At 70.7% G+C, this 24,378-nt stretch carries 21 protein-coding genes; 13 read left to right on the top strand and 8 right to left on the bottom strand.

What is annotated here, in order from left to right:
• Positions 1-39 precede the first annotated feature (39 nt).
• The gene (locus ACWD10_RS30890) at positions 40-606 is read left to right on the top strand and encodes a TetR/AcrR family transcriptional regulator (protein WP_451096890.1); all 567 of its coding nucleotides are present in this window, start codon (positions 40-42) and stop codon (positions 604-606) included.
• A 30-nt stretch (positions 607-636) separates the two neighbouring features.
• Here ACWD10_RS30890 and ACWD10_RS30885 read toward each other — a convergent pair whose 3' ends face one another.
• Positions 637-1,650 carry an Acg family FMN-binding oxidoreductase gene (locus tag ACWD10_RS30885; RefSeq protein WP_451096888.1) on the bottom strand — a complete coding sequence of 338 codons (1,014 nt, stop codon included), beginning with the start codon at positions 1,648-1,650 and terminating at the stop codon, positions 637-639.
• A gap of 133 nt (positions 1,651-1,783) precedes the next feature.
• Complete coding sequence (locus ACWD10_RS30880) at positions 1,784-3,220, bottom strand: PucR family transcriptional regulator (protein ID WP_451096886.1); 1,437 nt, start codon at positions 3,218-3,220, stop codon at positions 1,784-1,786.
• A 222-nt stretch (positions 3,221-3,442) separates the two neighbouring features.
• On the opposite strand from ACWD10_RS30880, the gene ACWD10_RS30875 reads away from it, so the two are divergent.
• Positions 3,443-4,369 (top strand): proline dehydrogenase family protein, encoded by a 927-nt coding sequence (locus ACWD10_RS30875; RefSeq protein WP_451096884.1) that lies wholly within the window; start codon positions 3,443-3,445, stop codon positions 4,367-4,369.
• 73 nt (positions 4,370-4,442) lie between these two features.
• Complete coding sequence (pruA, locus tag ACWD10_RS30870; RefSeq protein WP_451096882.1) at positions 4,443-6,074, top strand: L-glutamate gamma-semialdehyde dehydrogenase; 1,632 nt, start codon at positions 4,443-4,445, stop codon at positions 6,072-6,074.
• Between the two features lie 261 nt (positions 6,075-6,335).
• On the opposite strand, the gene ACWD10_RS30865 is transcribed toward pruA, so the two are convergent.
• Complete coding sequence (locus ACWD10_RS30865) at positions 6,336-7,037, bottom strand: nitroreductase family protein (protein WP_451096880.1); 702 nt, start codon at positions 7,035-7,037, stop codon at positions 6,336-6,338.
• Positions 7,038-7,320: 283 nt separating this feature from the next.
• Here ACWD10_RS30865 and ACWD10_RS30860 point away from each other — a divergent pair, with 283 nt between their 5' ends.
• Positions 7,321-7,458: a hypothetical protein gene (locus ACWD10_RS30860; protein WP_451096878.1), complete on the top strand. Its 138-nt coding sequence runs from the start codon at positions 7,321-7,323 to the stop codon at positions 7,456-7,458.
• A 4-nt stretch (positions 7,459-7,462) separates the two neighbouring features.
• Here ACWD10_RS30860 and ACWD10_RS30855 read toward each other — a convergent pair whose 3' ends face one another.
• On the bottom strand, positions 7,463-9,016 hold the full coding sequence (locus ACWD10_RS30855) for a purple acid phosphatase family protein (RefSeq protein ID WP_451096876.1): 1,554 nt from the start codon (positions 9,014-9,016) through the stop codon (positions 7,463-7,465).
• Positions 9,017-9,284: 268 nt separating this feature from the next.
• Here ACWD10_RS30855 and ACWD10_RS30850 point away from each other — a divergent pair, with 268 nt between their 5' ends.
• The gene (locus ACWD10_RS30850) at positions 9,285-10,325 is read left to right on the top strand and encodes a 3-isopropylmalate dehydrogenase (protein WP_451096874.1); all 1,041 of its coding nucleotides are present in this window, start codon (positions 9,285-9,287) and stop codon (positions 10,323-10,325) included.
• Positions 10,326-10,638: 313 nt separating this feature from the next.
• Positions 10,639-11,754 (top strand): branched-chain amino acid aminotransferase, encoded by a 1,116-nt coding sequence (locus ACWD10_RS30845; protein ID WP_451096872.1) that lies wholly within the window; start codon positions 10,639-10,641, stop codon positions 11,752-11,754.
• A gap of 100 nt (positions 11,755-11,854) precedes the next feature.
• On the opposite strand, the gene ACWD10_RS30840 is transcribed toward ACWD10_RS30845, so the two are convergent.
• On the bottom strand, positions 11,855-12,988 hold the full coding sequence (locus tag ACWD10_RS30840; RefSeq protein WP_451096870.1) for a S1 family peptidase: 1,134 nt from the start codon (positions 12,986-12,988) through the stop codon (positions 11,855-11,857).
• Between the two features lie 135 nt (positions 12,989-13,123).
• Positions 13,124-14,572 (bottom strand): cytosine permease, encoded by a 1,449-nt coding sequence (locus ACWD10_RS30835; protein WP_451096868.1) that lies wholly within the window; start codon positions 14,570-14,572, stop codon positions 13,124-13,126.
• A 218-nt stretch (positions 14,573-14,790) separates the two neighbouring features.
• Here ACWD10_RS30835 and ureA point away from each other — a divergent pair, with 218 nt between their 5' ends.
• The 6 genes from ureA (at position 14,791) to ACWD10_RS30805 (ending at position 22,519) form a co-directional block, all read left to right on the top strand.
• Complete coding sequence (ureA, locus tag ACWD10_RS30830) at positions 14,791-15,525, top strand: urease subunit gamma (protein WP_451096866.1); 735 nt, start codon at positions 14,791-14,793, stop codon at positions 15,523-15,525.
• Positions 15,522-17,228, top strand: coding sequence for an urease subunit alpha (locus ACWD10_RS30825; RefSeq protein WP_451096864.1), 1,707 nt, complete (start codon positions 15,522-15,524; stop codon positions 17,226-17,228). The genes ureA and ACWD10_RS30825 overlap by 4 nt, the downstream gene beginning before the upstream one ends.
• 118 nt (positions 17,229-17,346) lie before the next feature.
• On the top strand, positions 17,347-18,390 hold the full coding sequence (locus ACWD10_RS30820; protein WP_451096862.1) for an agmatine deiminase family protein: 1,044 nt from the start codon (positions 17,347-17,349) through the stop codon (positions 18,388-18,390).
• A gap of 216 nt (positions 18,391-18,606) precedes the next feature.
• On the top strand, positions 18,607-19,221 hold the full coding sequence (locus tag ACWD10_RS30815; RefSeq protein ID WP_451096860.1) for a TetR/AcrR family transcriptional regulator: 615 nt from the start codon (positions 18,607-18,609) through the stop codon (positions 19,219-19,221).
• A gap of 332 nt (positions 19,222-19,553) precedes the next feature.
• On the top strand, positions 19,554-21,152 hold the full coding sequence (gene cimA / locus ACWD10_RS30810; RefSeq protein WP_451096858.1) for a citramalate synthase: 1,599 nt from the start codon (positions 19,554-19,556) through the stop codon (positions 21,150-21,152).
• Between the two features lie 53 nt (positions 21,153-21,205).
• A complete protein-coding gene (locus tag ACWD10_RS30805) occupies positions 21,206-22,519 on the top strand; it encodes a hypothetical protein (protein ID WP_451096856.1) in 1,314 nt (437 codons plus the stop codon).
• 4 nt (positions 22,520-22,523) lie between these two features.
• Here the strand turns inward: ACWD10_RS30805 and ACWD10_RS30800 are convergent, their stop codons facing one another.
• Together ACWD10_RS30800 and ACWD10_RS30795 are read right to left on the bottom strand one after the other, a co-directional pair.
• Entirely contained in the window at positions 22,524-23,075 is a 552-nt protein-coding gene (locus tag ACWD10_RS30800; RefSeq protein ID WP_451096854.1) for a hypothetical protein, read from the bottom strand.
• 45 nt (positions 23,076-23,120) lie between these two features.
• Entirely contained in the window at positions 23,121-23,732 is a 612-nt protein-coding gene (locus ACWD10_RS30795; protein ID WP_451096852.1) for a YceI family protein, read from the bottom strand.
• A gap of 314 nt (positions 23,733-24,046) precedes the next feature.
• On the opposite strand from ACWD10_RS30795, the gene ACWD10_RS30790 reads away from it, so the two are divergent.
• Positions 24,047-24,378 (top strand): carboxyl transferase domain-containing protein (locus ACWD10_RS30790; protein WP_451096850.1); only part of this gene is annotated, 332 nt, incomplete at its 3' end.

Here is a 24,378-nt window from a genome sequence, read left to right as displayed (position 1 = left end):
TCTTGTACGGGTGTCCGGGGCGGGCCCTATGCTGGCCGCATGGGACACCGGGAAGACCTGCTCGAAGGCGCGAAGCGCTGCCTCATCGAGAAGGGCTGGCGCACGACGGCGCGCGACATCGTGGCCGAGTCCGGAACCAACCTCGCCTCGATCGGCTACCACTACGGGTCCAAGGACGCGCTCCTGCGCGAGGCGATGTTCGCGGCGATGGGCGACTGGGGCGACGAGATCGAGGCGGCGATGCACCGCAGGGTGCGCCCGGACGCGAGCCTCGGGGAGCGCTTCGAGTCGGGGTGGAATCTCGCCGTCGAGGTGTTCGGGAAGCACCGGGGCCTGTGGCGGGCGCAGTTCGAGGCCATCATGCGCAGCGACACCGACCCACAGATGCGTGCGGCCTTCGTCAAGGCGCAGCCGGAGGGGCGCGCGGGGCTCGTCGCGATGTTCAACGGGCTTGCGGAGGAAGACCTTTCGGAGGAGGACATCCGGATCTTCGGGTCCTTCTACATGACGCTGGTCAGCGGCATGGTCGTGCAGATGGCGCTCGACCCGGAGGTCGCGCCCAAGGGCAAGGACATCGTGGAGGCGATCCGCCGCCTTGCCGCCTGAGGGGTCGGCCCACGACCCTGACGGGTCGGCCTAGGAGATGTCGAGCACGTCGAGCACCTCGCCCACCGGGCGGCGCGGCGTAGCGGGGCTCTTCTCCCCGTATCGGGGATCCACGTATCCGAGCCGCAGCACCATCTGTACGTACCCCATCGATGACAGCGGATCCCGTACGGCCCACCGCAGTTCGGGCCACTCCAGGGCGTGCGAGGTGAGCGAGGTCGCCAGGCCGTCCAGGGTGGCCTGGAGCAGTACGCGCTCCAGGGCCTGCCCGGCGATCAGCCAGTCACGCGGCTGGTCCTCGGCCGTGCCGAGCAGGGCCAGGTGGGGCTCCTTCTCGAACGTCGCCTTTTCGCGGTGCGGCATGGGGCGTCGGCCCGCGAAGTCCCGTACGGGGGCCCGGCCGTCCCGCTGAGTGGGGCCGAAGGCGTAGGCGGGGATCCCCTCCGTATCGGAGCTGGTGCCGGTGTGCGTCCAGCGGGCCGTGTCCTCGTCCACACCGGGCCCTGGGGCGTCGAGCGTGTCGCGGGCCTCGGCGTCGTGGACCAGATCCAGGATCTCCTCCACGTGCCAGGGGTCGGGGAAGACCAGGCGGGCCCCCTCCGCGACGGCGGCGCCGCGGAGGCCGTCCTGGATCTCCTCGGGCAGTTCCTCGTCCGAGAACGGCGCGCGGCTGGTGTGGCGGCGCGCGATCGCGGGATGCAGCGGGGCGAGATCGGTCTCGGGGAGCGTGGGGCCGACGAGTTCGACCGTCGCGAGCAGCCCCGGGTCCGCCGGGTCGGGCAGCAGCCGGGTGGTGGGCTCCCAGCCCGCGTCCGCGGCGGCTACGCGCAGGTTGAACAGGGCCGCGCCGCAGCCGATATGGAGGCCGCGGGTGCTCGGGTCGGCGTGCTGCATGGCCCGTTCGAGATCCGCCCGGACGTGGAACGTACGACTGCCGCTGTGGAAGCGGAAGGTCCACGGCTGTGCGTTGTGCAGGGAGGGTGCGGCGGCGGCATTCGCGACCAGGGCCGTCACGGTCGTCGGATCGAGCGGTTGTGCGGACACCGGGGCCTCCCACAGGGGGCCGACCCGTCCGGCGCGGAGGCGGCGCCCTGCCTTCCACGGTAGCCGCGGGGCGGGTGCGCGGCTCGCCGACGCGGTGAGGGCCGGTGGGCCTACAGGCGTGGGCCGGTGGGGCCTACAGGTGTGCCGACTTCAGGGCCATGTGGAGCAGCAGACGGTCCTCGCCCTCGTCCAGGTCGAGGCCGGTGAGCGCCTCCACGCGGGACAGCCGGTAGTAGAGCGTCTGCCGGTGCACGCCGAGCGCCGCCGCCGTGCGGCCCGCCTGGCCCGCGTGGTCGAGGAACGCCTCGGCGGTGCGGGCGAGTTCGGGGTGGCGGAGCAGCTCGCGGACGCTCGGGTCGTGGGCGATCTCGCGGGGGAGCGCGGTGAGCAGCCGGTACGGTCCGAGCGAGGCCCATTCGGCGATACGGGAGCCGGGCTCGGCGCCCGGCCCGGTGCGCGTGCCCGCTGTGGCTTTGGTGGCTTTGGTCGTACGCCCTGCCGTGCCGTTCCCCGGACCGTGCCCCGCGCCGCGGACCGCCGCGGTGGCCGCCGCGGCCCCCGACTCCCGCCAGGCGTCGAGGAGTTCGGCCAGGCCACGGCGGGGCGCCGAGATACCCGCGGTGGCCGGGCCTCCGGCCGCCCGCAACAGGCGCTCCGCGGCGGTACGCGGTGGGGTGAGCGACTCGGCGGAACGGAGCCGGACGAGGGCGGCCAGGGCGTACCCGGTGCCGCCGCGTGCCGCGCCGCCGGGCGCGGGGGAGTCGGGCACGGCGTGCTGCGCGGAGCCGTTAAAACGGCCGCCGCGGCCGTTGCTCACGCCCGGCGCGGGCGGCCCCACGGAACCGGCGCCTCCCGCCACCCCCGAAGAACCGGCCGCACCCGCGGCACCCACCGAGCCCGCCGCACCCCCGGCACCCTCCTCCGGCGAGGGCACCACGCACACCGCCGCGATCCCGGGCGCGCGCCGGGCGCCCAGGGTGTCCTCGCCCGGCCACGGCGTGACGCAGACGACCGCGTGCAGCGCGTCCGCGTCCGGCCCGAGGGCGGTGCGCAGCGCGGCCAGCGACGCCTCCGCACCGGCGGCCCCCTGCCGCCCGCGGCCCGCCATGAGCACGGCGCGGAACTCGCGCGCCGCGTCGTCCTCCACGGACGCCTCGTCGGCGAGAAGCACCCCGATCCGCTCGGTCACCTCCATGGCGGCCGCGAGCTGGTCCTCCGAGGGGCCCGGGTCCGAGTCGAGCAGCCACACGTACCCGTACACGACGCCCCGATGCCGTACCGGAAGACAGAGTCGCGAGCGCAGCACGCCCGCCTCCGGGGCCGCCGGGATCCGCACCGGTTCCGTGGCGCGCGTGATGCCGAAGCCCTCGAACCAGGTGCGCACCGCGGGCGTCGAGCGGCGCGTGAGGATCGACCGGGTGCGCACCGGGTCGAGCTCGAGTTCGTCCAGCTCCCCGCCGCCTTCGTGCGCGCCGAAGGCGATCAGGCCGAAGTCCCGGTTCTCCAGGGTCGCCGGGGCGCCGAGCAGCGCGGAGATCTCATCGACCAGGTCCTGGTAATCGCCTTTCACGCCGCCCATTCTGCGCCACCCCGCGCGCTTCCTCATACATCTGTCTGAGATCCGGGCCACGGATGCGTGACAGGTGTCGATGGTCCACGATCGGAGCGATCCTTAGGTTTCACGGTGGTTCTCCGTGCTGCTCCCGCACCGTTGCTGCTTCGTTCCCCAAGGGGGTCCCCGAGGGGCGACCGGTCGGTGGCGGCTCAATCCCTGCCCACTTGGAGGTGCCCCGTGCTGGCTCCCGTGATCCTCGCCGCGTCGCGCAGCGACAAGATGCGCCGCTTCGTCTCGGCCGCGCCCGGCACCAAGCAGGTCGTCGAACGGTTCATCGCCGGAGAGACCGTCGATCAGGTCATTCCGGTCGTGCAGGACGCCGCCGCCAAGGGGCTTGAGGTCACCCTGGACGTGGTCGGCGAGGACATCACCACGCCGGAGCAGGCCGCCGCCGCCCGTGACGCCTACCTGGATCTGATCGAGCACCTGGCGGGCCTCGGCCTCGGCGAGCGCGCCGAGATGTCCGTGAAGCTCTCCATGTTCGGCCAGGCGCTCGAGGGAGGCCACGAGCTGGCCCTCGCCAACGTCCGCCCGGTCGTCGAGGCCGCCGCGCGGATCGGCACCACCGTCACCCTGGACGCCGAGGACCACACCACCCTGGACTCGATGTTCGCCATCCACGAGGAGCTGCGGAAGGACTTTCCGCAGACCGGCTGCGTCATCCAGGCCTACCTCTTCCGTACCGAGGACGACGCCCGGAGGCTTGCCGCGAACGGCAGCCGCGTGCGTATCGTGAAGGGGGCGTACAAAGAGCCCGCCTCCGTCGCGATCCAGGACAAGGCGGAAATCGACAAGGCGTACGTCCGCATCCTGAAAATCCTGATGGAGGGCGACGGGTACCCGATGATCGGGTCCCACGACCCGCGTCTGATCTCCATCGCCCAGGAGCTGGCCCGGCGCGCCGGGCGCAAGCTCGACGATTACGAGTTCCAGATGCTGTACGGGATCCGCAGCGACGAGCACCTTCGCCTGGCAGCGGAGGGACACCGCATGCGCGTCTACACCGCCTACGGCACCGACTGGTACGGATACTTCATGCGCCGCCTCGCCGAGAAGCCGGCCAATCTGCTCTTCTTCGCCCGCTCGATGATCACCAAGAACTGATCACCGCGCCGAGTACCGCGACCGACCCCAGGGCCGAGGAGCCCTCCACCCTCGACAAGGAGTCAAGGAAGCCATGGACGCTGTAACCCAGGTCCCCACCCCGGTGAACGAGCCGGTGCACACCTACGCCCCGGGCACCCCCGAGCGGGCCCGTCTCGAGGCCAAGCTCAAGGAGCTGGCCGAGAACCCGATCGACCTGCCGTGCACCATCGGCGGCGAGAAGCGCATGGGTGGCGGCGAGACCTTCCAGGTCGTGCAGCCGCACAACCGCAAGGCCGTCATCGGCACGTATCGCAACGCGACGCAGCAGGACGCGCAGGACGCCATCGACGCCGCGCTCGCCGCCGCGCCCGGCTGGCGCGCGACGTCCTTCGACGACCGCGCCGCGATCATCCTGCGCGCCGCCGAGCTGCTCTCCACGACGTGGCGCGAGACGCTGGCCGCGTCGACCATGCTCGGGCAGTCGAAGACGGCCCAGCAGGCCGAGATCGACACCCCCTGCGAGCTGATCGACTTCTGGCGGTTCAACGTCGCGTACGCCCGCAAGATCCTGGCCGAGCAGCCCCCGGCCAACTCCAAGGGCGTCTGGAACCGTCTGGACCACCGCCCGCTCGAAGGCTTCGTGTACGCGATCACGCCGTTCAACTTCACGGCCATCGCGGGCAACCTGCCCACCGCCCCCGCCCTGATGGGCAACGTGGTGGTCTGGAAGCCGTCCCCGACGCAGACCCACGCCGCCGTGCTGCTCATGCAGCTCCTGGAGGAGGCCGGTCTGCCGAAGGGCGTCATCAACCTGGTCACGGGTGACGGCCTGGCGGTCTCGGAGGTCGCCCTGGAGCACCCGGACCTCGCGGGCATCCACTTCACCGGCTCGACCAAGACCTTCAAGCACCTGTGGAAGACGGTCGGCAACAACATCGACAAGTACAAGTCGTACCCGCGCATCGTCGGTGAGACCGGCGGCAAGGACTTCGTGGTCGCCCACCCGTCGGCCGACCCGGCGGTCCTCAAGACCGCGCTGACCCGTGGCTCCTACGAGTTCCAGGGCCAGAAGTGCTCGGCCACCTCGCGTGCGTACGTGCCGCGCTCGATCTGGGAGGGTGGCCTGCGCGACGAGTTCGCGGCCGAGGTCGACAGCATCAAGATGGGTGACGTCACCGACCTGTCGAACTTCATCGGCGCCGTGATCGACGACCGCGCGTTCGCGAAGAACAAGGCGGCGATCGACCGTGCGGCCGCGGACCCCACCTGCAAGATCATCGCCGGTGGTACGTACGACGACTCGGTCGGCTACTTCGTCCGTCCGACGGTCATCGAGTGCTCGGACCCGGAGAACGAGGTCTTCACGACCGAGTACTTCGGCCCGATCCTCGCGGTGCACGTCTACGAGGACGAGGCGTACGACGAGATGCTGAAGCAGATGGAGTCGGTGTCGGCATACGCCCTGACCGGCTCGATCATCGCGTCCGACCGTGCGGCGGCGCGCGACGCCATGGACAAGCTCCGCTACGCGGCCGGCAACTTCTACATCAACGACAAGTCGACGGGTGCGGTCGTCGGCCAGCAGCCCTTCGGCGGTGGCCGCGCTTCGGGCACCAACGACAAGGCGGGTGCCCCGCAGAACCTGATGCGCTGGACCCTGACCCGCGCCATCAAGGAATCCCTGGTCCCGCCGACGGACTACACGTACCCGCACATGGGCTGACACCCGCACATGGGCTGACGCCCCCGTCAACGCCGCCCCTGGATGGACTCCCCCCGTGCCGTCCGGGGGCGGCTTCTTTCTTCCCCAGCCCGCCCCTTCCCGTAACTGGGGGCAAGCCCCCAGACCCCCATGTCCGCCCAGGGGGGTACCTCCCTGCTCGAGCGAAGCCGAGAGCTTGGGGGAGGGCGTCGTCCTCAAACGCCGGACGGGCTGTTGGTAGCCCCTCCGGCGCTGGGGAAACGCCCCCGGCCAGCCCCCCGCTCAGACCTCCACCAGCACCTGATCCAGCGACTTGCGCACCAGGTCCGGCACTTGGCAGTCGTCCGCCGGATAGCCCACCGGGATCACCGCGAACGCCTTCTCGTTCTCGGGGCGGCCGAGGACCTCCGACAGGAAGCGCATCGGGCTGGGCGTGTGGACCAGGGCCGCGAGGCCCGAGAGGTGCAGGGCCGAGAGCAGCATGCCGACCGCGATGCCCACCGACTCGTCGACGTAATAGTGCTTGTGCTTCGTGCCGTCGTCCCCCAGCCAGTACCGCTCCTTGAACACCACGACCAGCGCGGGCGCATCCGTCAGATGCGGCTTCACCTCATCCGTGCCCAACGGCCGCAGCGCCGCGAGCCACTGCTCGCCGAGCCGCCCGTCGTAACTGATCTGCTCCTCATGCTCCGCGGCCTCGCGGATCCGGCGGCGTATCTCCGGGTCACGGACCAGCGCGAACGTCCACGGCTGCTGATGCGCCCCGGACGGCGCGGTCGCCGCGCAGGCGATGGCGTCGCGCACCACCTGGTCCGGCACCGGGTCCGGCGCGAACTGGCGGACGGTCCTGCGGGCCCCCATCCGCTCCCGCAGCTCGGCCGCGCGCCTGCGGGACTCCTCCTGCGGCATCCGCTCGGGGCGGTACGGGACGGGGCGATACGGCTGTCCGTGGATCGGTGTCCAGCGTTCAACTGTCTCTGGCATGCGGCCGAGTGTGCCGCCCGCCGCTCCACCCTGACCAGAGGGCCGCAGCGGCTCGCGCGTGATCGTCGTCTCAGATAGTAGGAAGTCCGAGTAATTGTGGAGACAGAAGCCCGCGGCTGTCCTAACTTTGTAGAAGCCGAACGTCTCGCTCGATCAAGCGAACGGCGGATGTGAGCCGGTCACCGAAGCAGGCAACCCCTGCGACCGCGCCTCCCCGCCCCTTCCGGCGTCTCGAAACACCCCCTCTCCGCACGCCGTCGTGTGCTCAAGGAGTCGATGCACCATGTCCGAGACGACCGTCGCCCCCGCCCGCCGCGTCCGCCGCCTCTCCCGTACGAGCGAACACGAGCGCAAGAACGCCGCCGCCGCCCTGCAGCGTGCCCTCGACCGCAGGGACAACGGCGGCGCCACCGGTCACTGAGCCGTCACTGAGCCGACGTACCGCCGGAACGCCGAATCTCGAAGTGGTCCACGCGCTTGCCGCTCTCGGCGAGCGCGGAGACCGTCATCCGGGGTTGCGCACCCGTTTCCACCTCCACCGCGAGGAACGAGTAGCCGGTGTACCTGACGCGTGACCACTCCACGGTGTCCGGGTCGGGCACCCGCAGCTTCGTCCAGTGGAACGTGACGATCGTCTCCTGATCGTCCACCGCGCCCTCGTAGCTGTCCGGCACGCCCGGGCCGAAGCTGTACAGCTCCTTGCCCGCGCCGCCCGCCGTCACATAGACGATGCCGTCGCGGGTCGGATCCGTCGTCTCGCCGATCGGCACCGGCTTGCCGACCTCGCCGTTTTTGATGGCGTCGGTGCGCTCGTACACATGGTTGTGGCCGTTGATCACCAGGTCCACCTGGTACTTGGTGAACAGCGGCAGCCACGCGTCGCGCATCCCGCCGTCCGAGGCGTGCGTCGCCGTCGAGTACATGCAGTGGTGGAAGAAGACCACGATGAAGTCGATGCTCGCGTCCGCCCGCAGCTCGCGCAGCCGCTTGTCCAGCCACTCGGTCTGCTTCCCGTCCGAATAGCCCTTGTTGGCCGGTATTTCGTACGAGACGTCGTTCGCGTCGAGCGCCACCACCCCGACATTGCCGTACGTGAACGAGTACACGCCCGGCGCGGCCTTCGGGTCGAAGCCGTTCTCGGGCAGCGACCAGCGGGCCGACTGGCCGCCGTAGCCGTTCGGCGAGTACCAGGCCTCCATGTCGTGGTTGCCGGTCGTCACCATCCACGGCACCGACTTCGCCACCGACTCGGTCTGCGCCAGGAACGTGTCCCACACGCGCGCGTCGTAGGTGTCCGATTCCTTGCCGTGCCCGCTGGAGTCCGCGTAGCAGATGTCGCCCGCGTGCAGATGGAAGGACGGGTTCTGACCCAGGATCAACTGGTCGTTGGCGAGCGCGTGGTAGCTCACGCCCTGGTCGCCGAAGGCCGTGAACACGAACTTCTCCGGCTGCGCGGGCGCGGTGCGGAAGGTGCCGAGGGTGCCCATCCGCTCCGGCGACGTCGGGTCGAAGCCGTCGTGCCCGACGCCGTAGTAGTACGTCGTGCCGGGCTTGAGACCGTCGAGCGCGGCGTGCAGGAAGAACTGGTCCACCTCCGGCAGCTTCGCGGACAGCGCCGGGGTGTGCAGCGGCCGCACCTCCGCCTCGATCTTCCGGCTCAGCTCCCACGGAGTGGTGCCCACCCGGATGTACGGGTTCTTCACCGCGAACGGCACCTGCCAGGAGATCCGCATCTGCGTCTTGGGATCGGCCCCGAAGGCCAGATGCCGCCCGAAGGGGGCCACGAGCGAACCGTCCACCTCGGCGGTGGCGGCCGACGCGGCGAGCGTCGGCGACTGGGCGCTCGCCGTCCCCGTACCGACCAGGAGACCGCCACCACCGGCGGCCCCGGCGGTCACCAGGCCACCGATGATCGCACCACGCCGGGAGACCTTGGGGCGGGCGTGCTTGGCGCGCAGATACTCGTGCTGCTCCGGCATGCTGAGACGCTTGGCGAGCTGCTCAGGGATGCCGACGTTAGGGACGGGGGGTCCGGGGGGTGTCCCCCTGGAGTGTGCAGTCATGAGCTCTGAACTTCCCAGTAACTTAGAACTGGGGCCAGGCTTTCGAGTGAACGTGTGGTGAAAACCCCAAGCCCGTACGGTGATTGGGGATGAGGCCGGGGTGAGGTCAGAGGGCGGTCAACACCTGACGTCCACATCGCGGACAGCCTATGTCAAGGCCTAAGACGAGGCGTACGCTCGCTCCATGTCTCGCAGCATCAAACTCGCAGTCATCCCCGGCGACGGCATCGGCCCCGAGGTCGTGGCCCAAGGCCTCAAGGTCCTCACTGCCGTCCTGCCTCAGGACGTGAAGCTGGAGACCAAGGAGTACGACTTCGGCGCGAAGCGCTACCACGCGACCGGTGAGACCCTCACCGACGCCGATGTCGAGGCGCTCAAGCAGCACGAGGCGATCCTGCTCGGCGCGATCGGTGACCCCTCGGTCCCGTCCGGCGTCCTGGAGCGCGGCTTCCTGCTGAAGCTCCGCTTCCTCTTCGACCACCACGTGAACCTGCGGCCGTCGAAGCTGCTCCCCGGTGTCGAGACCCCGCTCAAGGGCCAGCCCGAGATCGACTTCGTGGTCGTCCGTGAGGGCACCGAGGGTCCGTACACCGGCAATGGCGGCACCATCCGCCAGGGCACCGAGCACGAGGTCGCCACCGAGGTCTCGGTCAACACCGCCTTCGGTGTCGAGCGCGTGGTCCGCGACGCCTTCGCCCGCGCGCAGGCGCGTCCGCGCAAGAAGCTGACCCTGGTGCACAAGAACAACGTGCTCTCGTACGCCGGTCACCTCTGGACCAACATCTTCAACAAGGTGGCCGCCGAGTTCCCCGAGGTCACCACCGACTACCTGCACGTGGACGCGGCGACGATCTTCCTCGTCACGCAGCCCGAGCGGTTCGACGTGATCGTCACCGACAACCTCTTCGGCGACATCATCACCGACCTCGCCGCGGCCGTCTCCGGCGGCATCGGCGTCGCGGCCTCCGGGAACATCAACCCGTCCCGCGAGTTCCCGTCCATGTTCGAGCCCGTGCACGGCTCCGCGCCCGACATCGCGGGCCAGGCCAAGGCCGACCCGACCGCCACGGTCCTGTCCGTCGCGCTGCTCCTGCGCCACCTCGGGTACGACGCCGAGGCCGCGCGGGTCGAGGAGGCCGTCGCGGCCGACCTCGCGGAGCGGGACGGATCGTCTCGTACCACGGATGAGATCGGCGACGCGCTCGCCGGACGAGTAACCGGCTGACCCGTCGGTTCCACTCCGTGGAGGTCTGCGTAGGGCTGCGCAGGTCTCCGAAGTTCTCCTCGTAGGACTCCTCGTTGGACCGAGCCGCCGGGTCGCATCCGCACCCGGCGGCTTCTCGTATGCGCCGCCGGGTGCCACCATCGATCCCTGGGCCGCGACGCACGCCGCTTCCACCACGCCCCCGCACGCGCGATAATCGAACGCGGGGCCGCGGTATGCGGGTAAGCGTGACAGCGCAGCCGTTCAGCCGTTCCGCCTGAGCAGCGGCGTGGGCGCGGTCCGTCACACACAAACCGGTGAAGGACAAGCACTCATGACGACGCCCTCGACGCCCTCGGCTCTCTCGACGCCTTCGATCGAGCTCAAGCCCTCCTCGCACCCGCTGTCCGCCGCGGAGCGTGAGGCGATCCTGGCCAACCCCGGTTTCGGCCGCCACTTCACCGATCACATGGTGACGATCCGGTGGACCGAGGGCCGCGGCTGGCACGACGGCCAGCTGGTGCCGTACGGCCCGCTCTCCTTCGACCCGGCCACGATGGTGCTGCACTACGCCCAGGAGATCTTCGAGGGCCTGAAGGCGTACCGCAGGCCCGACGGCTCCGTGGCCACCTTCCGGCCCCAGGCCAACGCCGAGCGCTTCCAGAAGTCGGCGCGTCGGCTCGCCATGCCCGAACTGCCCGTCGAGACCTTCGTCGAGGCCTGCGACCTGCTCGTCCAGCACGACAAGGAGTGGGTGCCCGCGCACGGCGGCGAGGAGTCCCTGTACCTGCGCCCGTTCATGATCGCCACGGAGGTCGGGCTCGGTGTGAAGCCCGCGAGCGAGTACCTCTTCGCGGTGATCGCCTCCCCGGCCGGCGCCTACTTCCCCGGCGGCGTCAAGCCGGTCTCCATCTGGGCCTCGCAGGACCGGGTGCGCGCCGTCCCCGGCGGCATGGGCGACGCCAAGACCGGCGGCAACTACGCCGCGTCGCTGCTCGCCCAGGCCCAGGCCGCGGCGCACGGCTGCGACCAGGTCTGCTACCTCGACGCCGTGGAGCACAAGTGGGTCGAGGAACTCGGCGGCATGAACCTGTACTTCGTGTACGGAGACAAGATCGTCACGCCGACGCTGACCGGCTCCATCCTGGAGGGCATCACGCGTGACTCGCTGCTCAGCGTCGCCCGCGACCTCGGCTACGAGTCCGAGGAGGCCCGGGTCTCCATCGACCAGTGGCGGCGCGACACCGAGAGCGGAGCGCTGACCGAGGTCTTCGCCTGCGGTACCGCCGCGGTCATCACGCCGGTCGGCACGGTGAAGACGGACGGCGCGGAGTGGACCCAGGGCGACGGCACGCCCGGCGAGGTCACGATGAAGCTCCGCGAGGCGCTGCTGGACATCCAGCGCGGCACGGCCGAGGACAAGCACGGCTGGATGCACGAGCTGGGCTGACGGGTTCGGCGGTACGCGGGGGCCGCGCCCGGGGAGATCCGGGCGCGGCCCCTTGCGCGTGTGCGCCTTCGCGCTGTGCGCCTTCCTGCCGTACGCGAGGTCAGTACACGTTCACGCCGTAGGCCCCCAACGCCTCCTTGACCGGCTGGAACAGCGCCGAGCCCACGCCGTTGTTGCAGTCGCCGGCGCTGCCCGAGTGGATGCCGAGCGCGGTGGAACCGGCGAAGTAGGCGCCGCCGCTGTCTCCGCCCGCCGAGCAGACGTTGGTCTTGACCATGCCGTGAACGATGTTGCCGTTGCCGTAGTTGACGGTGACATTCGTCTGCGTGACCGAGCCCGAGGTGACCTTGGTGGCGGAGCCGCTCTTCTTGACGGCCTGGCCGACCACCGGGTCCGCGGCCGACGTGATGTCCTGGTGGTTGCCGTTGTAGAGGTTGACGTTGCCGTACGGGTTCGAGCCGTCGGTGTGCTTGACGATGCCGTAGTCGTTGGTCGGGAAGCTGGAGCCGGTGCGCTGCCCGATCTCCGGGCCGTCCGGGTTGGTCCGCCACTCCGCGGCGTCGTTGGTGCAGTGCCCGGCGGTGAGGAAGTACCGGGTGCTGCCGGACGCCACGTTGAAGGCGACCGAGCAGCGGATCTCGCCGCCGTAGACCGCGTCGCCGCCGGACACCTCGGGGCGGAACGTGCCCGCCACCCGGCGGACGTGGACCGCGTCGCGCTGTCCGGCGGCCCGCTGTCCGGCGGCCACCTTCTTGACGCGGTCGAGCTCGGCGGCGGAGACGGTGCGGTCCGCCTCGACCACCACCTGGTTACGTCTGGGGTCGATGCCCCAGCTGGTGCCGGGTGTCTGGGCGCGCTTCTTCAGGGCGGCGATGGCGCCCTTCAGTTCTGCGCCGCTATAGGTGACCTTTTCGGCCCGCGCTCCGGCCGTCCGTACTTTTGTAGCGTCGGATTCGCTGGTGACGGTGACCACCAGCTCCCCGGTTTTGGCGTCCAGATAGCTGCCCGCGCTGCGGTCGCCGAGCTCCCGTGCGAGGTCGCTCGCGGTGCGGTGGACCTCGTCGTTCGCCCGGACCCCGTCGCCCGGCGCGGGCGTTCCGGCCACCACGGCGCGGGCCGGGGGCCCGTCCGCCGAGGCCGGGACCGTGGCGAGGGTGACGGGGAGCAGCGCGAGTGCGGAGCCGAGTGCGAGGGGCACGGTCCGCCTGCCCGACAAGGTCTTCGTACGTTGCATGTCTCTGCCTCCTGTGGGAATCACCGGGATCGTTCTGACGGGCCATCAACCGCCAGGATCCAACAGGAGCGAACACCTGCGCGCGGGAGCGCAAGTCCGAACCTTTCGGACGTGTGCCCGACTTCGGGCCCGTCCTCAGCTGCGAACTTCGTGAAGAGCGTTGTCCGGTACGGGGGTTGAGGTGACCGGCGCCGCCTGCCCCCCGCGCGTGTCCTTCAACGTCAGGGCCAGATACAACACCCCTCCGACCGCAGCCGAAAGGATGAAGCTGCAGTCGACCCCGTCGGTCAGGCCGAGCAGCGGCCCCTCGTAGATCGGCGTCGACACGGCCGCCAGGCCGACCGCCGCGCCCGCCGTCCAGGAGACGGTGGCCTGCACGTTCCAGCCGCCGCGGAACCAGTAGGCGCCGCCCCTGGAGCGGCGGTTGAAGACCTGCAGCGCCTCGGCGTCGTACTCGCCCCGCAGGCGCCGGTGTCCGATGAGCGTGATGACCGCCCAGGGCGTGCCGATCGCCGTGAGCAGCAGCACGAAGGACGTCATCGCGGACTGCGCGTTCCAGGCGAAGTGCCCGGCGAAGACGAAGGCGGTGGCGACCACGGCGACGATCACGGTGGACTGGGTGCGGGTCGCCCGGGGCACGATGGCGTCCAGGTCGAGGCCCATGGAGTAGAGCATCAGACCCGCGTTGCCGATCGACCCGGCCGAGGCGGCGAGCAGCAGCGGCACCAGGTACCAGCCGGGCGCCGCGTCGACCAGCGGCCCCGCGTAGTCGAGCCCGGCGCGCGCGGCGAGCGCCGTGAACGTACCGAAGAGCTGCGGCACCAGCAGACCCACCGTCAGGCCCACACACGTGGCCCGGAAAACCTTGCGCTGGGAGTAGCGGCGGGGCGAGACATAGCGGGTGTAGTCGCCGAGCAGCGTGATGAACGCGACCGGCCCGCTGAGCCCGGCGGCCACCGTGGCGAGCAGCCAGGTCGGCCAGAAGGAGCCGAGCAGATACGGGGTGTCGGGCGGCGCCGCGGTCGTGAAGTCACCCGCGTACGCGACGAGTCCGAGCGCGAGCAGGCCCGTCATGCCGAGCGCGAGCACCTTGCTCAGGCGCAGCAGGAGCTGGTACCCGAAGACCGCGGCGACCACGGTGGCGCCCGCGAGCAGGGCGTACACCAGGCTGTGCATCATCCCGTTGTCGGGCAGCCCGGTCAGTCGCGCCAAGGTGCCGATCATGACGTCGCCGCCGATCCACAGCGTCAGCGCGGTGTAGCCGAGCGAGAGCAGCAGGCCCACGATCGAGCCGATCAGGCGGCCGCGTACGCCGAAGGCCGCACCGCTCGACGTGGACAGATTGGTCGCCGTGCGCAGCGACACCAGGGCCAGCGGCGCCGTGAGCACCACGCCGACAAGAGTGCCGATCACGATCGAGGCCAGCGAGGGCCACAGACCGAGCCCGAAGGACGGCGGCAGCCAGCCGAAGACGATCACGCCGAGGCAGAGATTCGAGCCGAGCAGGATCGAGATGAGATCACGAGGACCGCTGGTGCGCTCCGCTTCCGGGATGGTGTCGACACCGCGCTGTTCTATCGGCATGGAAGGGCTCCCCTGACAGATGCCTACTGCGTTGATGGGCGATGGGTGGTGGGGGTCCGAAGGCTCTATCGCCCCTCGGTTGGAATGGCGCTCAACGATTTGAACGACGTTCAATGTGACTCACGTCAAGGTGGTGGGTCAATGCTTCCGTAAAAAGAATCACAGGGTTAGAGTGACGTTCGAACCATGCGTGACCATGACCTGAGAGGTGGAGCGCCGTGCGGTTGACCCCGACCGAACGCGACCGGCTGCTGCTCTTCGGCGCTGCCGAGCTGGCCCGTGCCCGCCGCGCCCGCGGGCTGCGGCTCAATGTGCCGGAGGCGACCGCGCTGATCGCCGACACCGTGTGCGAGGCGGCCCGTGACGGGCTGAGGCTCGCCGAGGCGATCGAGCGGGCGCGTACGGTGCTCGGCCCCGACGACGTCCTGCCGGGCGTCGCGGACGTGGTGACCGAGGTGCACGTGGAGGCCGTCTTCGACGACGGCTCGCGGCTCGCGGTCGTCTCCGAACCGCTCAGCGGCGGGGAGCTGGGGGAGGCCGCCCCCGGGGCCGTGCTGCCCGGCCCGGTCCACGAGGAGCCCGAGGAGACGGTACGTCTCGTCGTGCGGAACACGGCGACCGTGCCCGTCAGCGTCACCTCCCACTTCCACTTCTTCGAGGCCAACCCGCGTCTCGACTTCGACCGCTCGGCCGCGTACGGCATGCGCCTCGCCGTCCCGGCCGGGTCCTCGGTGCGCTTCGACCCGGGCGCCGCGACCGAGGTCGGCCTGCTGCCCATCGGCGGCGCGCGCGTGGCGATCGGCTTCGCCGGTCTGGTGGACGGGGCCCTGGACGCGCCGGGGGCCAAGGAAGAAGCCCTGCGCAAGGCCGCGGCCTGCGGCTATCTGGGGGCCGGGAGCGAAACCCGTACCAGCGAAGGCGCGAACGGCGAGGCGGAGGAGGCCGAGGCATGAGCATCGATCCACAGGAGTACGCGGCCGTCCACGGCCCCCGCGCGGGCGACCGGGTCGTCCTCGGTGACTCCGGACTCGTGGTCCGGGTCGAGTCCGATTCCCAGCGCCACGGCGACGAGTTCCTCGCGGGCTTCGGCAAGACCGCGCGCGACGGGCTCCACCTCAAGGCCGCGGCGGTGCGCGAGACCTGCGACGTGGTCATCAGCAACGTCCTCGTCATCGACGCCGTACAGGGCATCCGCAAGGTGTCCATCGGCATCCGCGAGGGCCGGATCCACGCCATCGGGCGGGCCGGGAACCCGGACACCCTCGACGGCGTGGACGTCGTGGTCGGCACCGGCACCAGCATCGTCTCCGGTGAGGGCCTGATCGCCACGGCCGGTGCCATCGACACCCACGTCCACCTGCTGTCGCCGCGCGTCATGGAGGCATCCCTGGCCTCCGGCGTCACGACGATCATCGGCCAGGAATTCGGCCCCGTGTGGGGCGTGGGCGTCAACTCGCCCTGGGCGCTGCGCCACGCCTTCGGGGCGTTCGACGCCTGGCCGGTCAACATCGGCTTCCTGGGCCGGGGGTCGTCCTCCGGCACCGCCCCTCTCGTCGAGGCCCTTGCCGAGGGCGGCGCGTGCGGCTTCAAGGTGCACGAGGACATGGGTGCGCACACCCGCGCCCTCGACACCGCGCTGCGGGTGGCCGAGGAACACGACGTCCAGGTGGCGCTGCACAGCGACGGCCTGAACGAGTGCCTGTCCGTCGAGGACACCCTGAGCGTGCTCGACGGCCGCACCATCCACGCCTTCCACATCGAGGGCTGCGGCGGCGGGCACGTCCCCAACGTCCTGAAGATGGCGGGCGTGCCGAACGTCATCGGGTCCTCCACCAACCCCACGCTGCCGTTCGGCCGGGACGCGGTCGCCGAGCACTACGGCATGATCGTCTCGGTCCACGACCTCAAGACCGACCTGCCCGGCGACGCCGCCATGGCCCGCGACCGGATCCGCGCGGGCACCATGGGCGCCGAGGACGTCCTGCACGACCTGGGCGCCATCGGCATCACCTCGTCCGACGCGCAGGGCATGGGACGCGCCGGTGAGACGGTCCGCCGCACCTTCGCGATGGCCGGGAAGATGAAGGCCGAGCTCGGGCCCCTTCTTCCCCATGACGGGGAGAACGGCGACGGCGCGCACGACGACAACGCGCGCGTCCTTCGCTACCTGGCCAAGCTGACCATCAACCCCGCCCTCGCGCACGGACTTTCGCACGAGGTCGGCTCCATCGAGGTCGGCAAGCTCGCCGACATCGTGCTCTGGTCGCCGCAGTACTTCGGCGCCAAGCCGCAGCTCGTGCTCAAGTCCGGCTTCCCGGCCTACGGCGTCACCGGCGACCCGAACGCCGCCACCGACACCTGCGAACCCCTCGTCCTGGGGCCCCAGTTCGGGGCGCACGGCGCGACCCCCGCCGAGATCTCGGTGGCCTTCGTCGCGCAGGCCGCGGTCGAGCAGGGCGGCGACACACTGCCCACCCGGCGCCGCCGCGTCCCGGTCCGCGGCACCCGCGGCATCGGCCCGGCCGACCTGCGGCTCAACGCCCGGATCGGCGCCGTCGATGTCGACCAGAGCTCCGGGCTCGTGTCGCTCGACGGGGCGCCGATCCGCTCGGAGGCCGCCGAGTCGATGTCCCTGAACCGGCTCTACTTCCTGTAGCCACCGACGTACCGCCGTCGCTTCTTTGTAGACACCGGCCGGGCCGCCCACGGCCCCCGGTGTCACCCCTGCTGTTCTCAAACTCCCTCCCGTCCCTACTCCCTTGAAGGGGTACGCCATGACCGCAGCCGCCGACGGCTTCCGGATGCCCGCCGAGTGGGCCCCGCACGACCGCACCTGGATGGCGTGGCCGGGGCCCAACCCGACCTTCGACGACGCCGAGAGCCTGGCGGAGTCCCGCCACGCCTGGGCCGCGGTGGCCCGCGCGGTACGCCGCTTCGAGCCGGTCACCGTCGTCGCGGGCCCCGGCCGTACGGCGGACGCCCGGGAACTGCTCGACGACTCCATAGAGATCGTCGAGCGCGAACTCGACGACGCCTGGATGCGGGACATCGGCCCCACCTTCCTCACCAACGGCAGCGGTGAACTCGCCGCCGTGGACTGGACGTTCAACGGCTGGGGCGCGCAGGAATGGGCGCGCTGGGAGCACGACAGCAAGATCGGGGCGTACGTCGCCGACCTCGCCGGAGCGCGCACATACGCATCCCGCCTGGTCAACGAGGGCGGCGGCATCCACGTCGACGGCGAGGGCACGGTGCTGCTCACCGACACCGTGCAGCTCGGTCCGGAGCGCAACCCGGGCTGGACCCGCGAGCAGGTCGAGGCCGAGATCCACGCCCACCTGGGCACCAAGAAGGCGATCTGGCTGCCACGCGGCCTGACCGCCGACTACCCGGGCCACGGCTTCGGCACCATCGGCCACGTCGACATCGTCGCCGCCTTCGCCGCCCCCGGGGTCGTCGTGGTCCACTCCCAACAGGACCCCGCTCACCCGGACTTCGAGGTCAGCAAGGAGATCATCGGGCTGCTCGCCTCCCAGACGGACGCGCGCGGCCGGACCCTCCAGGTCGTCGAGGTGCCCGCCCCGACGGTGCTCACCGACGAGGACGGCTGGGTCGACTACTCGTACATCAACCACTACGTGTGCAACGGCGGCGTGGTGCTCTGTGCCTTCGACGACCCGCGCGACGAGATCGCCGCCGGGATCTTCCGCCGCCTTTACCCGGACCGCACGGTCACCCTGGTCGACGCCCGGACGATCTTCGCTGCGGGCGGTGGCATCCACTGCATCACGCAGCAACAGCCGTCCGTGCGCCCCTGAGGCGCGCGGTCGACGTGCGGCGGGCGGTGCGGGACAGCAGCGGATCGGGGCCTTTCCCTCCCGGGGGCCCCGGCCCGGGGCGCCGCCCGCCGCACGGTTCCGATAGCACATCCGGTAAAACAGATGGGTGAACGTACAGCGTCGCGCGGTGAGCGCCCGCCACCGGCCGGAACCGGTGGCCCTGCCCGTACGCGACTCAGGGGAAGGGGGCGCGCGATGACCGGCCGCGCCACCCGTGCCCGCCGCAACGCACCACCCCGCGACGACGTACTCGCCGCCGCCATGGCGATGATCGCCGACGCGGGCCTCGACCGGCTCACCATGGCCGCCCTCGGCCGCGAGGTCGGCATGAGCAGCGGCCACCTCCTCTACTACTTCAAGTCCAAGGACGAGCTGCTCTTCCAGACCCTGGAGTGGAGCGAGGGGCGGCTCGGCGAGGAACGCCGCGCCCTGCTCGCCGAGCGCGGCGCCGCACGGCGGCGGCTCGACGGCTATGTCGACCTGTACGTCGCCGATGGCCCACGCGACCCGCACTGGACGCTCTGGCTCGAGGTCTGGAACCGCTCGCAGTACGCCGACGAGGAGGCCGACGCCCGCGCCCGCCAGGCCGCCATCGAGGGCGCCTGGCACCGCGACCTGGTCGCCCTGCTCGCCGAGGGTGTCTCACGCGGCGAGTTCCGCCCGGTGGACCCGGAACGCTTCGCGACCCGGCTGCGCTCGCTGCTCGACGGCTTCTCCATCCACGTGGCGATGGGCCTGCCGGGCACGGACCGTGATCATGTCCTGGGCCACGTACGGGAGTTCCTGGACGAGGGGCTGGCGGCGCAGTGAGCCCGCCTTCCGGACCGCGTGGGCTGTATCACGTAGCGCCCGCATCGTGAGACCCCGCCCCCGAGCCAGGGGAATTGTGCCAAACTCCCCTTGTGCTCACGCAGGCCATGATTATTGGCAGCAGGCGCGCCGGTCCGCAGTGACCGCCACGTACGACCCGGTACGGGCGGACACCGTCGTCCTCGACCCGCGCGCAGACCTCTCGCACCCGCGAGAGGTTTTTCTGTTTCCCGGCCCAACCACAGCCGGAGGCGGAGCGCGAGGGATCATGGAGGGACGGTGGAACCGGTCATTCCGGTAGACCGAGATCCGATACAGGAGCCAGAACAGCCATGACGGACACCAGCGCGGACGCGTTCCACGTCTTCGACACCACCCTGCGCGACGGCGCGCAGCGTGAGGGCATCAACCTCACGGTGGCGGACAAGCTGACCATCGCCCGGCACCTGGACGAGTTCGGCGTGGGCTTCATCGAGGGCGGCTGGCCGGGGGCGAACCCCCGCGACACCGAGTTCTTCGCCCGCGCCGCCCAGGAGATCACCTTCCGGAACGCCCAGCTGGTCGCCTTCGGCGCCACCCGCAGGGCGGGTGTCAAGGCCGCCGACGACCTCCAGGTCAAGGCGCTGCTCGACTCCGGCGCCCCGGTGATCACGCTGGTCGCCAAGTCCCACGACCGCCATGTCGAACTGGCCCTGCGCACCACGCTCGACGAGAACCTCGCGATGATCGCCGACACGGTGGCGTACCTCCGCGAACAGGGCCGCCGCGTCTTCGTCGACTGCGAGCACTTCTTCGACGGCTACCGTGCCAACCCCGCCTACGCGAAGTCCGTGGTCCGTACCGCGTACGAGGCAGGCGCCGATGTGGTGATCCTCTGCGACACCAACGGCGGCATGCTGCCCGCCCAGGTCCAGGCCGTGGTCTCCACCGTGCTCGCCGACACCGGCGCCCGGCTCGGCATCCACGCCCAGGACGACACCGGCTGCGCGGTCGCCAACACCCTGGCCGCGGTGGACGCGGGCGCCACCCACGTCCAGTGCACCGCCAACGGCTACGGCGAGCGGGTCGGCAACGCCAACCTGTTCCCGGTCGTCGCCGCCCTGGAGATCAAGTACGGCAAGAAGGTGCTGCCCGAGGGCGCGCTCAGCGAGATGACCCGGATCTCGCACGCCATCGCCGAGGTCGTCAACCTGACCCCCTCCACGCACCAGCCGTACGTCGGTGTCTCGGCCTTCGCGCACAAGGCGGGCCTGCACGCCTCCGCGATCAAGGTCGACCCGGACCTGTACCAGCACATCGACCCGGAGCGGGTCGGCAACACCATGCGGATGCTCGTCTCCGACATGGCGGGCCGCGCCTCCATCGAGCTCAAGGGCAAGGAGCTCGGCGTCGACCTCGGCGGCGACCGCGCCCTGGTCGGACGGGTCGTCGAGCGGGTCAAGGAGCGCGAGCTCAAGGGCTACACCTACGAGGCCGCCGACGCCTCCTTCGAGCTGCTGCTCCGCGAGGAGGCCGAGGGCCGTCCCCGCCGCTACTTCCGTACCGAGTCCTGGCGCGCCATCGTCGAGGACCGCCCCGACGGCACCCACGCCAACGAGGCCACCGTGAAGCTCTGGGCCAAGGGCGAGCGCATCGTCGCCACGGCCGAGGGGAACGGCCCGGTCAACGCCCTGGACCGGGCGCTGCGCGTGGGCCTCGAGCGGTTCTACCCGCAGCTGGCCAAGCTGGAGCTCGTCGACTACAAGGTCCGCATCCTGGAGGGCAAGCACGGCACCTCCTCCACCACCCGGGTCCTCATCTCCACCACGGACGGGGCGGGGGAGTGGTCCACCGTCGGCGTCGCGGAGAACGTCATCGCCGCGTCCTGGCAGGCCCTGGAGGACGCGTACACCTATGGCCTGCTGCGCGCCGGGGTGGAGCCCGCCGAGTAAACCGCCGCCCCGCTCCCCTCCCCTTCGGGCCCGGACTGAGGCAGACTCGAACTATGAGGAATCCGGTGAAACGGATCCTCGTAGCGCTCTCCGGACTGCTACTGATCCTGGGCGTCGTCCTCGTGGCGGCCCCCGGGGCCGGGGCGGCCCCGGACGACACCGTCGTACGGGCGGCCGCCGAGCTGCGCGAAGACCACGTCTACGTCGATCCGGCCATGACGGACCAGGTGTCCACGACGGAGGCCGACGCCCTGTCGGAGAAGATCGAGAACTCCGGCAAGCCGGTCTTCATAGCCGTGCTGCCCGCGAGCGTCCCGTCGGAGAACCTCTTCGGCGACCTCCGGGCGGAGACCGGCATCACGGGCGTGTACGGCGTGCGCCTCGGCGACCAGTTCGACGTCCGGGCCGACCGCAGCGTGCTCTCCCCGAACGCCGTGACCAACCTGGCCACCACGGTCCAGGGCATGGACGACGTCACGGCTCAGCTCGACCGGTTCACCGACCTGGCGATCCGGGACGCCGGGGGCGGCACGTCCCAGGAGCCCGGGCAGGACGTCGGCGCCGGTCTGATCAGCCTCGGCGCGGTCGCCCTGGCCGGTGGTGCGGGCGCGTACGCGATCGTCCGGCGCAACCGCAAGAAGAGGGAGCGGGCCGAGCAGGACGCGCTGGAGAAGCTGCGCGTGGTCGTCGACGAGGACATCACCGCCTTCGGTGAGGAGCTGGACCGCCTCGACTTCCACCCCGGCGAGCCCGGCGCCACCGACGAGATGCGCACCGACTACGAGCACGGCCTCGACGCGTACGAGAAGGCCAAGTCGATCATGGGCGCGGCCCAGCACCCGGGCGACGTCCGCGGCGTCACCCAGACCCTGGAGGACGGCCGCTTCTCGCTCGCCGTGCTCGACGCGCGCCGCGAGGGCAGGCCGCTCCCTGAGCGCCGCCCGCCCTGCTTCTTCGACCCGCGCCACGGCCCGTCGGTGACCGACGCCCGCTGGGCCCCGGAGCTCGGCACCCCGCGCGACGTGCCGGTCTGCGCCGCGGACAAGGCCCGCATCGACGACGGCGAGGACCCGGCGGTCCGCACCGTCGAGACCGAGTACGGCCGCCGCCCCTACTACGACGCCGGTCCGGCCTACGCCCCCTGGGCGGGCGGCTACTTCGGCGGCGGCCTGCTGCCCGGCCTGCTCATCGGCACCATGCTGGGCTCGATGATGCACGGCCCGGCGTACGCGGCGGACGGTTACGGCGCCGGGTACGAGGGCGGCGACATGTCCGGCACCGACTTCCACGGGGACGACTTCGGCGGCGGGTTCGGCGACGGCGGCGGCTTCGGCGGCGGTTTCGGGGACTTCGGCGGCGGGTTCTAGGGCTTCAGCCGCGCTCCTGGACCTCCGGCCGCGGGACCGGAAGCCGCCACCGCCCCGAGTGCCCGGGCGGCAGCGTCAAGTCACGCCGAACGGCCGCGTAGTAGCCCTCGCGGCCGACCCGCTGCCGGGCGAGCAGGGCCTGCCAGGCATCCGGGTCATGCGTCCGGCGCCCTACGAACTGCTCCATCTCGATCGCCGTGAGCACCCAGGCACGGGCCTTCTCCACCACCTCCGCGCTGCCCAGCATCAGCAGCGCCTCACCGGACGGATCGCGCGCGTCGAGCGCCTGGGCGAGCAGCGGGGCCGCCTCTTCGGGCGTCAGCGGGTGGGGGTGCGGATCGTCTCCCAGGTGGGCGGCGATCCGATAGGTGAGCGTGACGGTCGCCTTCACCGAGCGCGCGTAGTCGGTGTACACGGCGAGCCGCCGCTCCTCCCAGCGCGCCGTCTGCTCGCGCTGGAACCGGGCACGGTCGCCCCGCATGATCGCGACGTACGAACCCAGGGCACCGATCACCACGCCGAGCAGCGCGGGAAGCTGTTGTATGAACTCCGGCATCGGCGCATCGTACGTGCGCGGAACGGGAGTTGAGGGGGAGTCGGCTCAGTCCGAGGTGCTCTTGATGGCCGAGATGTCGAGGTTCAGCTTGATCTCGTCCGAGACCAGCCAGCCACCCGTCTCCAGGGCAGCGTTCCAGCTCAGACCCCACTCGGAGCGCAGGATCTCGGTCTCCCCTTCGAAGCCGACGCGCTCGTTGCCGGTCGGGTCCGTGGCCGAGCCGTTGAACTCCAGGTCGAGGGTGATCGGCTTGGTGACGTCCTTGATGGTGAGATCGCCGGTGAGCCGGTACGTGTTCTCGCCCACGACCTCGGACTTGGTGGAGCGGAAGCTCATCGTCGGGAACTTCTCGACGTCGAAGAAGTCGGCGCTCCTGAGATGGGTGTCGCGGTCCTCTACCCCGGTGTCGATGCTGCCCACCTGCACGTCGACGGTGGCCGTCGAATTCCCCGGGTCGGAGCCGTCGAGGTGCAGCGTGCCCTCGAAGTCGTGGAAGGCGCCATTGACGTTGGTGACCATGGCGTGCCGGGCGACGAAGCCGATCGTGGTGTGCATCGGGTCGAGCGTGTAGTCGCCGGTGAGCGCAGCGAGCTCGGGGTTCACCTCGGCTGCGGGGGCGGTGGTTTCCTTCTCTTGCTTGCGGCCGAAGAGACCCATGACATGCTCCTTTGAGCTGCTCCTTGGAAACGGACGGAATGAGGTGTACGACTGACTGCGGCGCCCGTCGGCTCGCGAGGCTCAACGGCCTCGCCGCCACCCTCCATCGTCCTGCGAGCGCCGGGCACGGCAACCGGGGCGACGCCGGACCGCCCCGCGAGGTCGTTGTGTGACCCCTACAACGCCACGCCGATCCAAGCAGTCACATCAGCTGCAACCCGTCCGGCTTCTGTCCGGGGGTACCAGGAAAACGGGCCCGAGACTGTGAGGAGTCGACGGCCCGTTTTCGTTGGTCGGCTTCGTAAGGTCGCTACATGACCGTTTTGGACGATGCCGGATCCACCGGAGGCGAGCCCACCGACGCCCGTGGCCGCGTGGCCGAGCTGCACGAGATTCGTGAGCTGGCGCTGCGCGGACCCAGTGACAAGGCGACGGCCTCACAACACGCCAAGGGCAAGCTGACGGCGCGGGAGCGGATCGAGCTCCTCCTCGACCCGGAGTCGTTCCGTGAGGTCGAGCAACTGCGCCGGCACCGGGCGACCGGTTTCGGCCTGGAGGAGAAGAAGCCGTACACGGACGGTGTGATCACCGGCTGGGGCACGGTCGAGGGCCGCACGGTCTTCGTCTACGCGCACGACTTCCGGAT

The sequence above is a fragment of the Streptomyces sp. NPDC002851 genome, assembly GCF_053591935.1.
The sequence above is the reverse complement of the archived record's forward strand: the minus strand, read 5'-3'. Positions and strand labels throughout refer to the sequence as shown.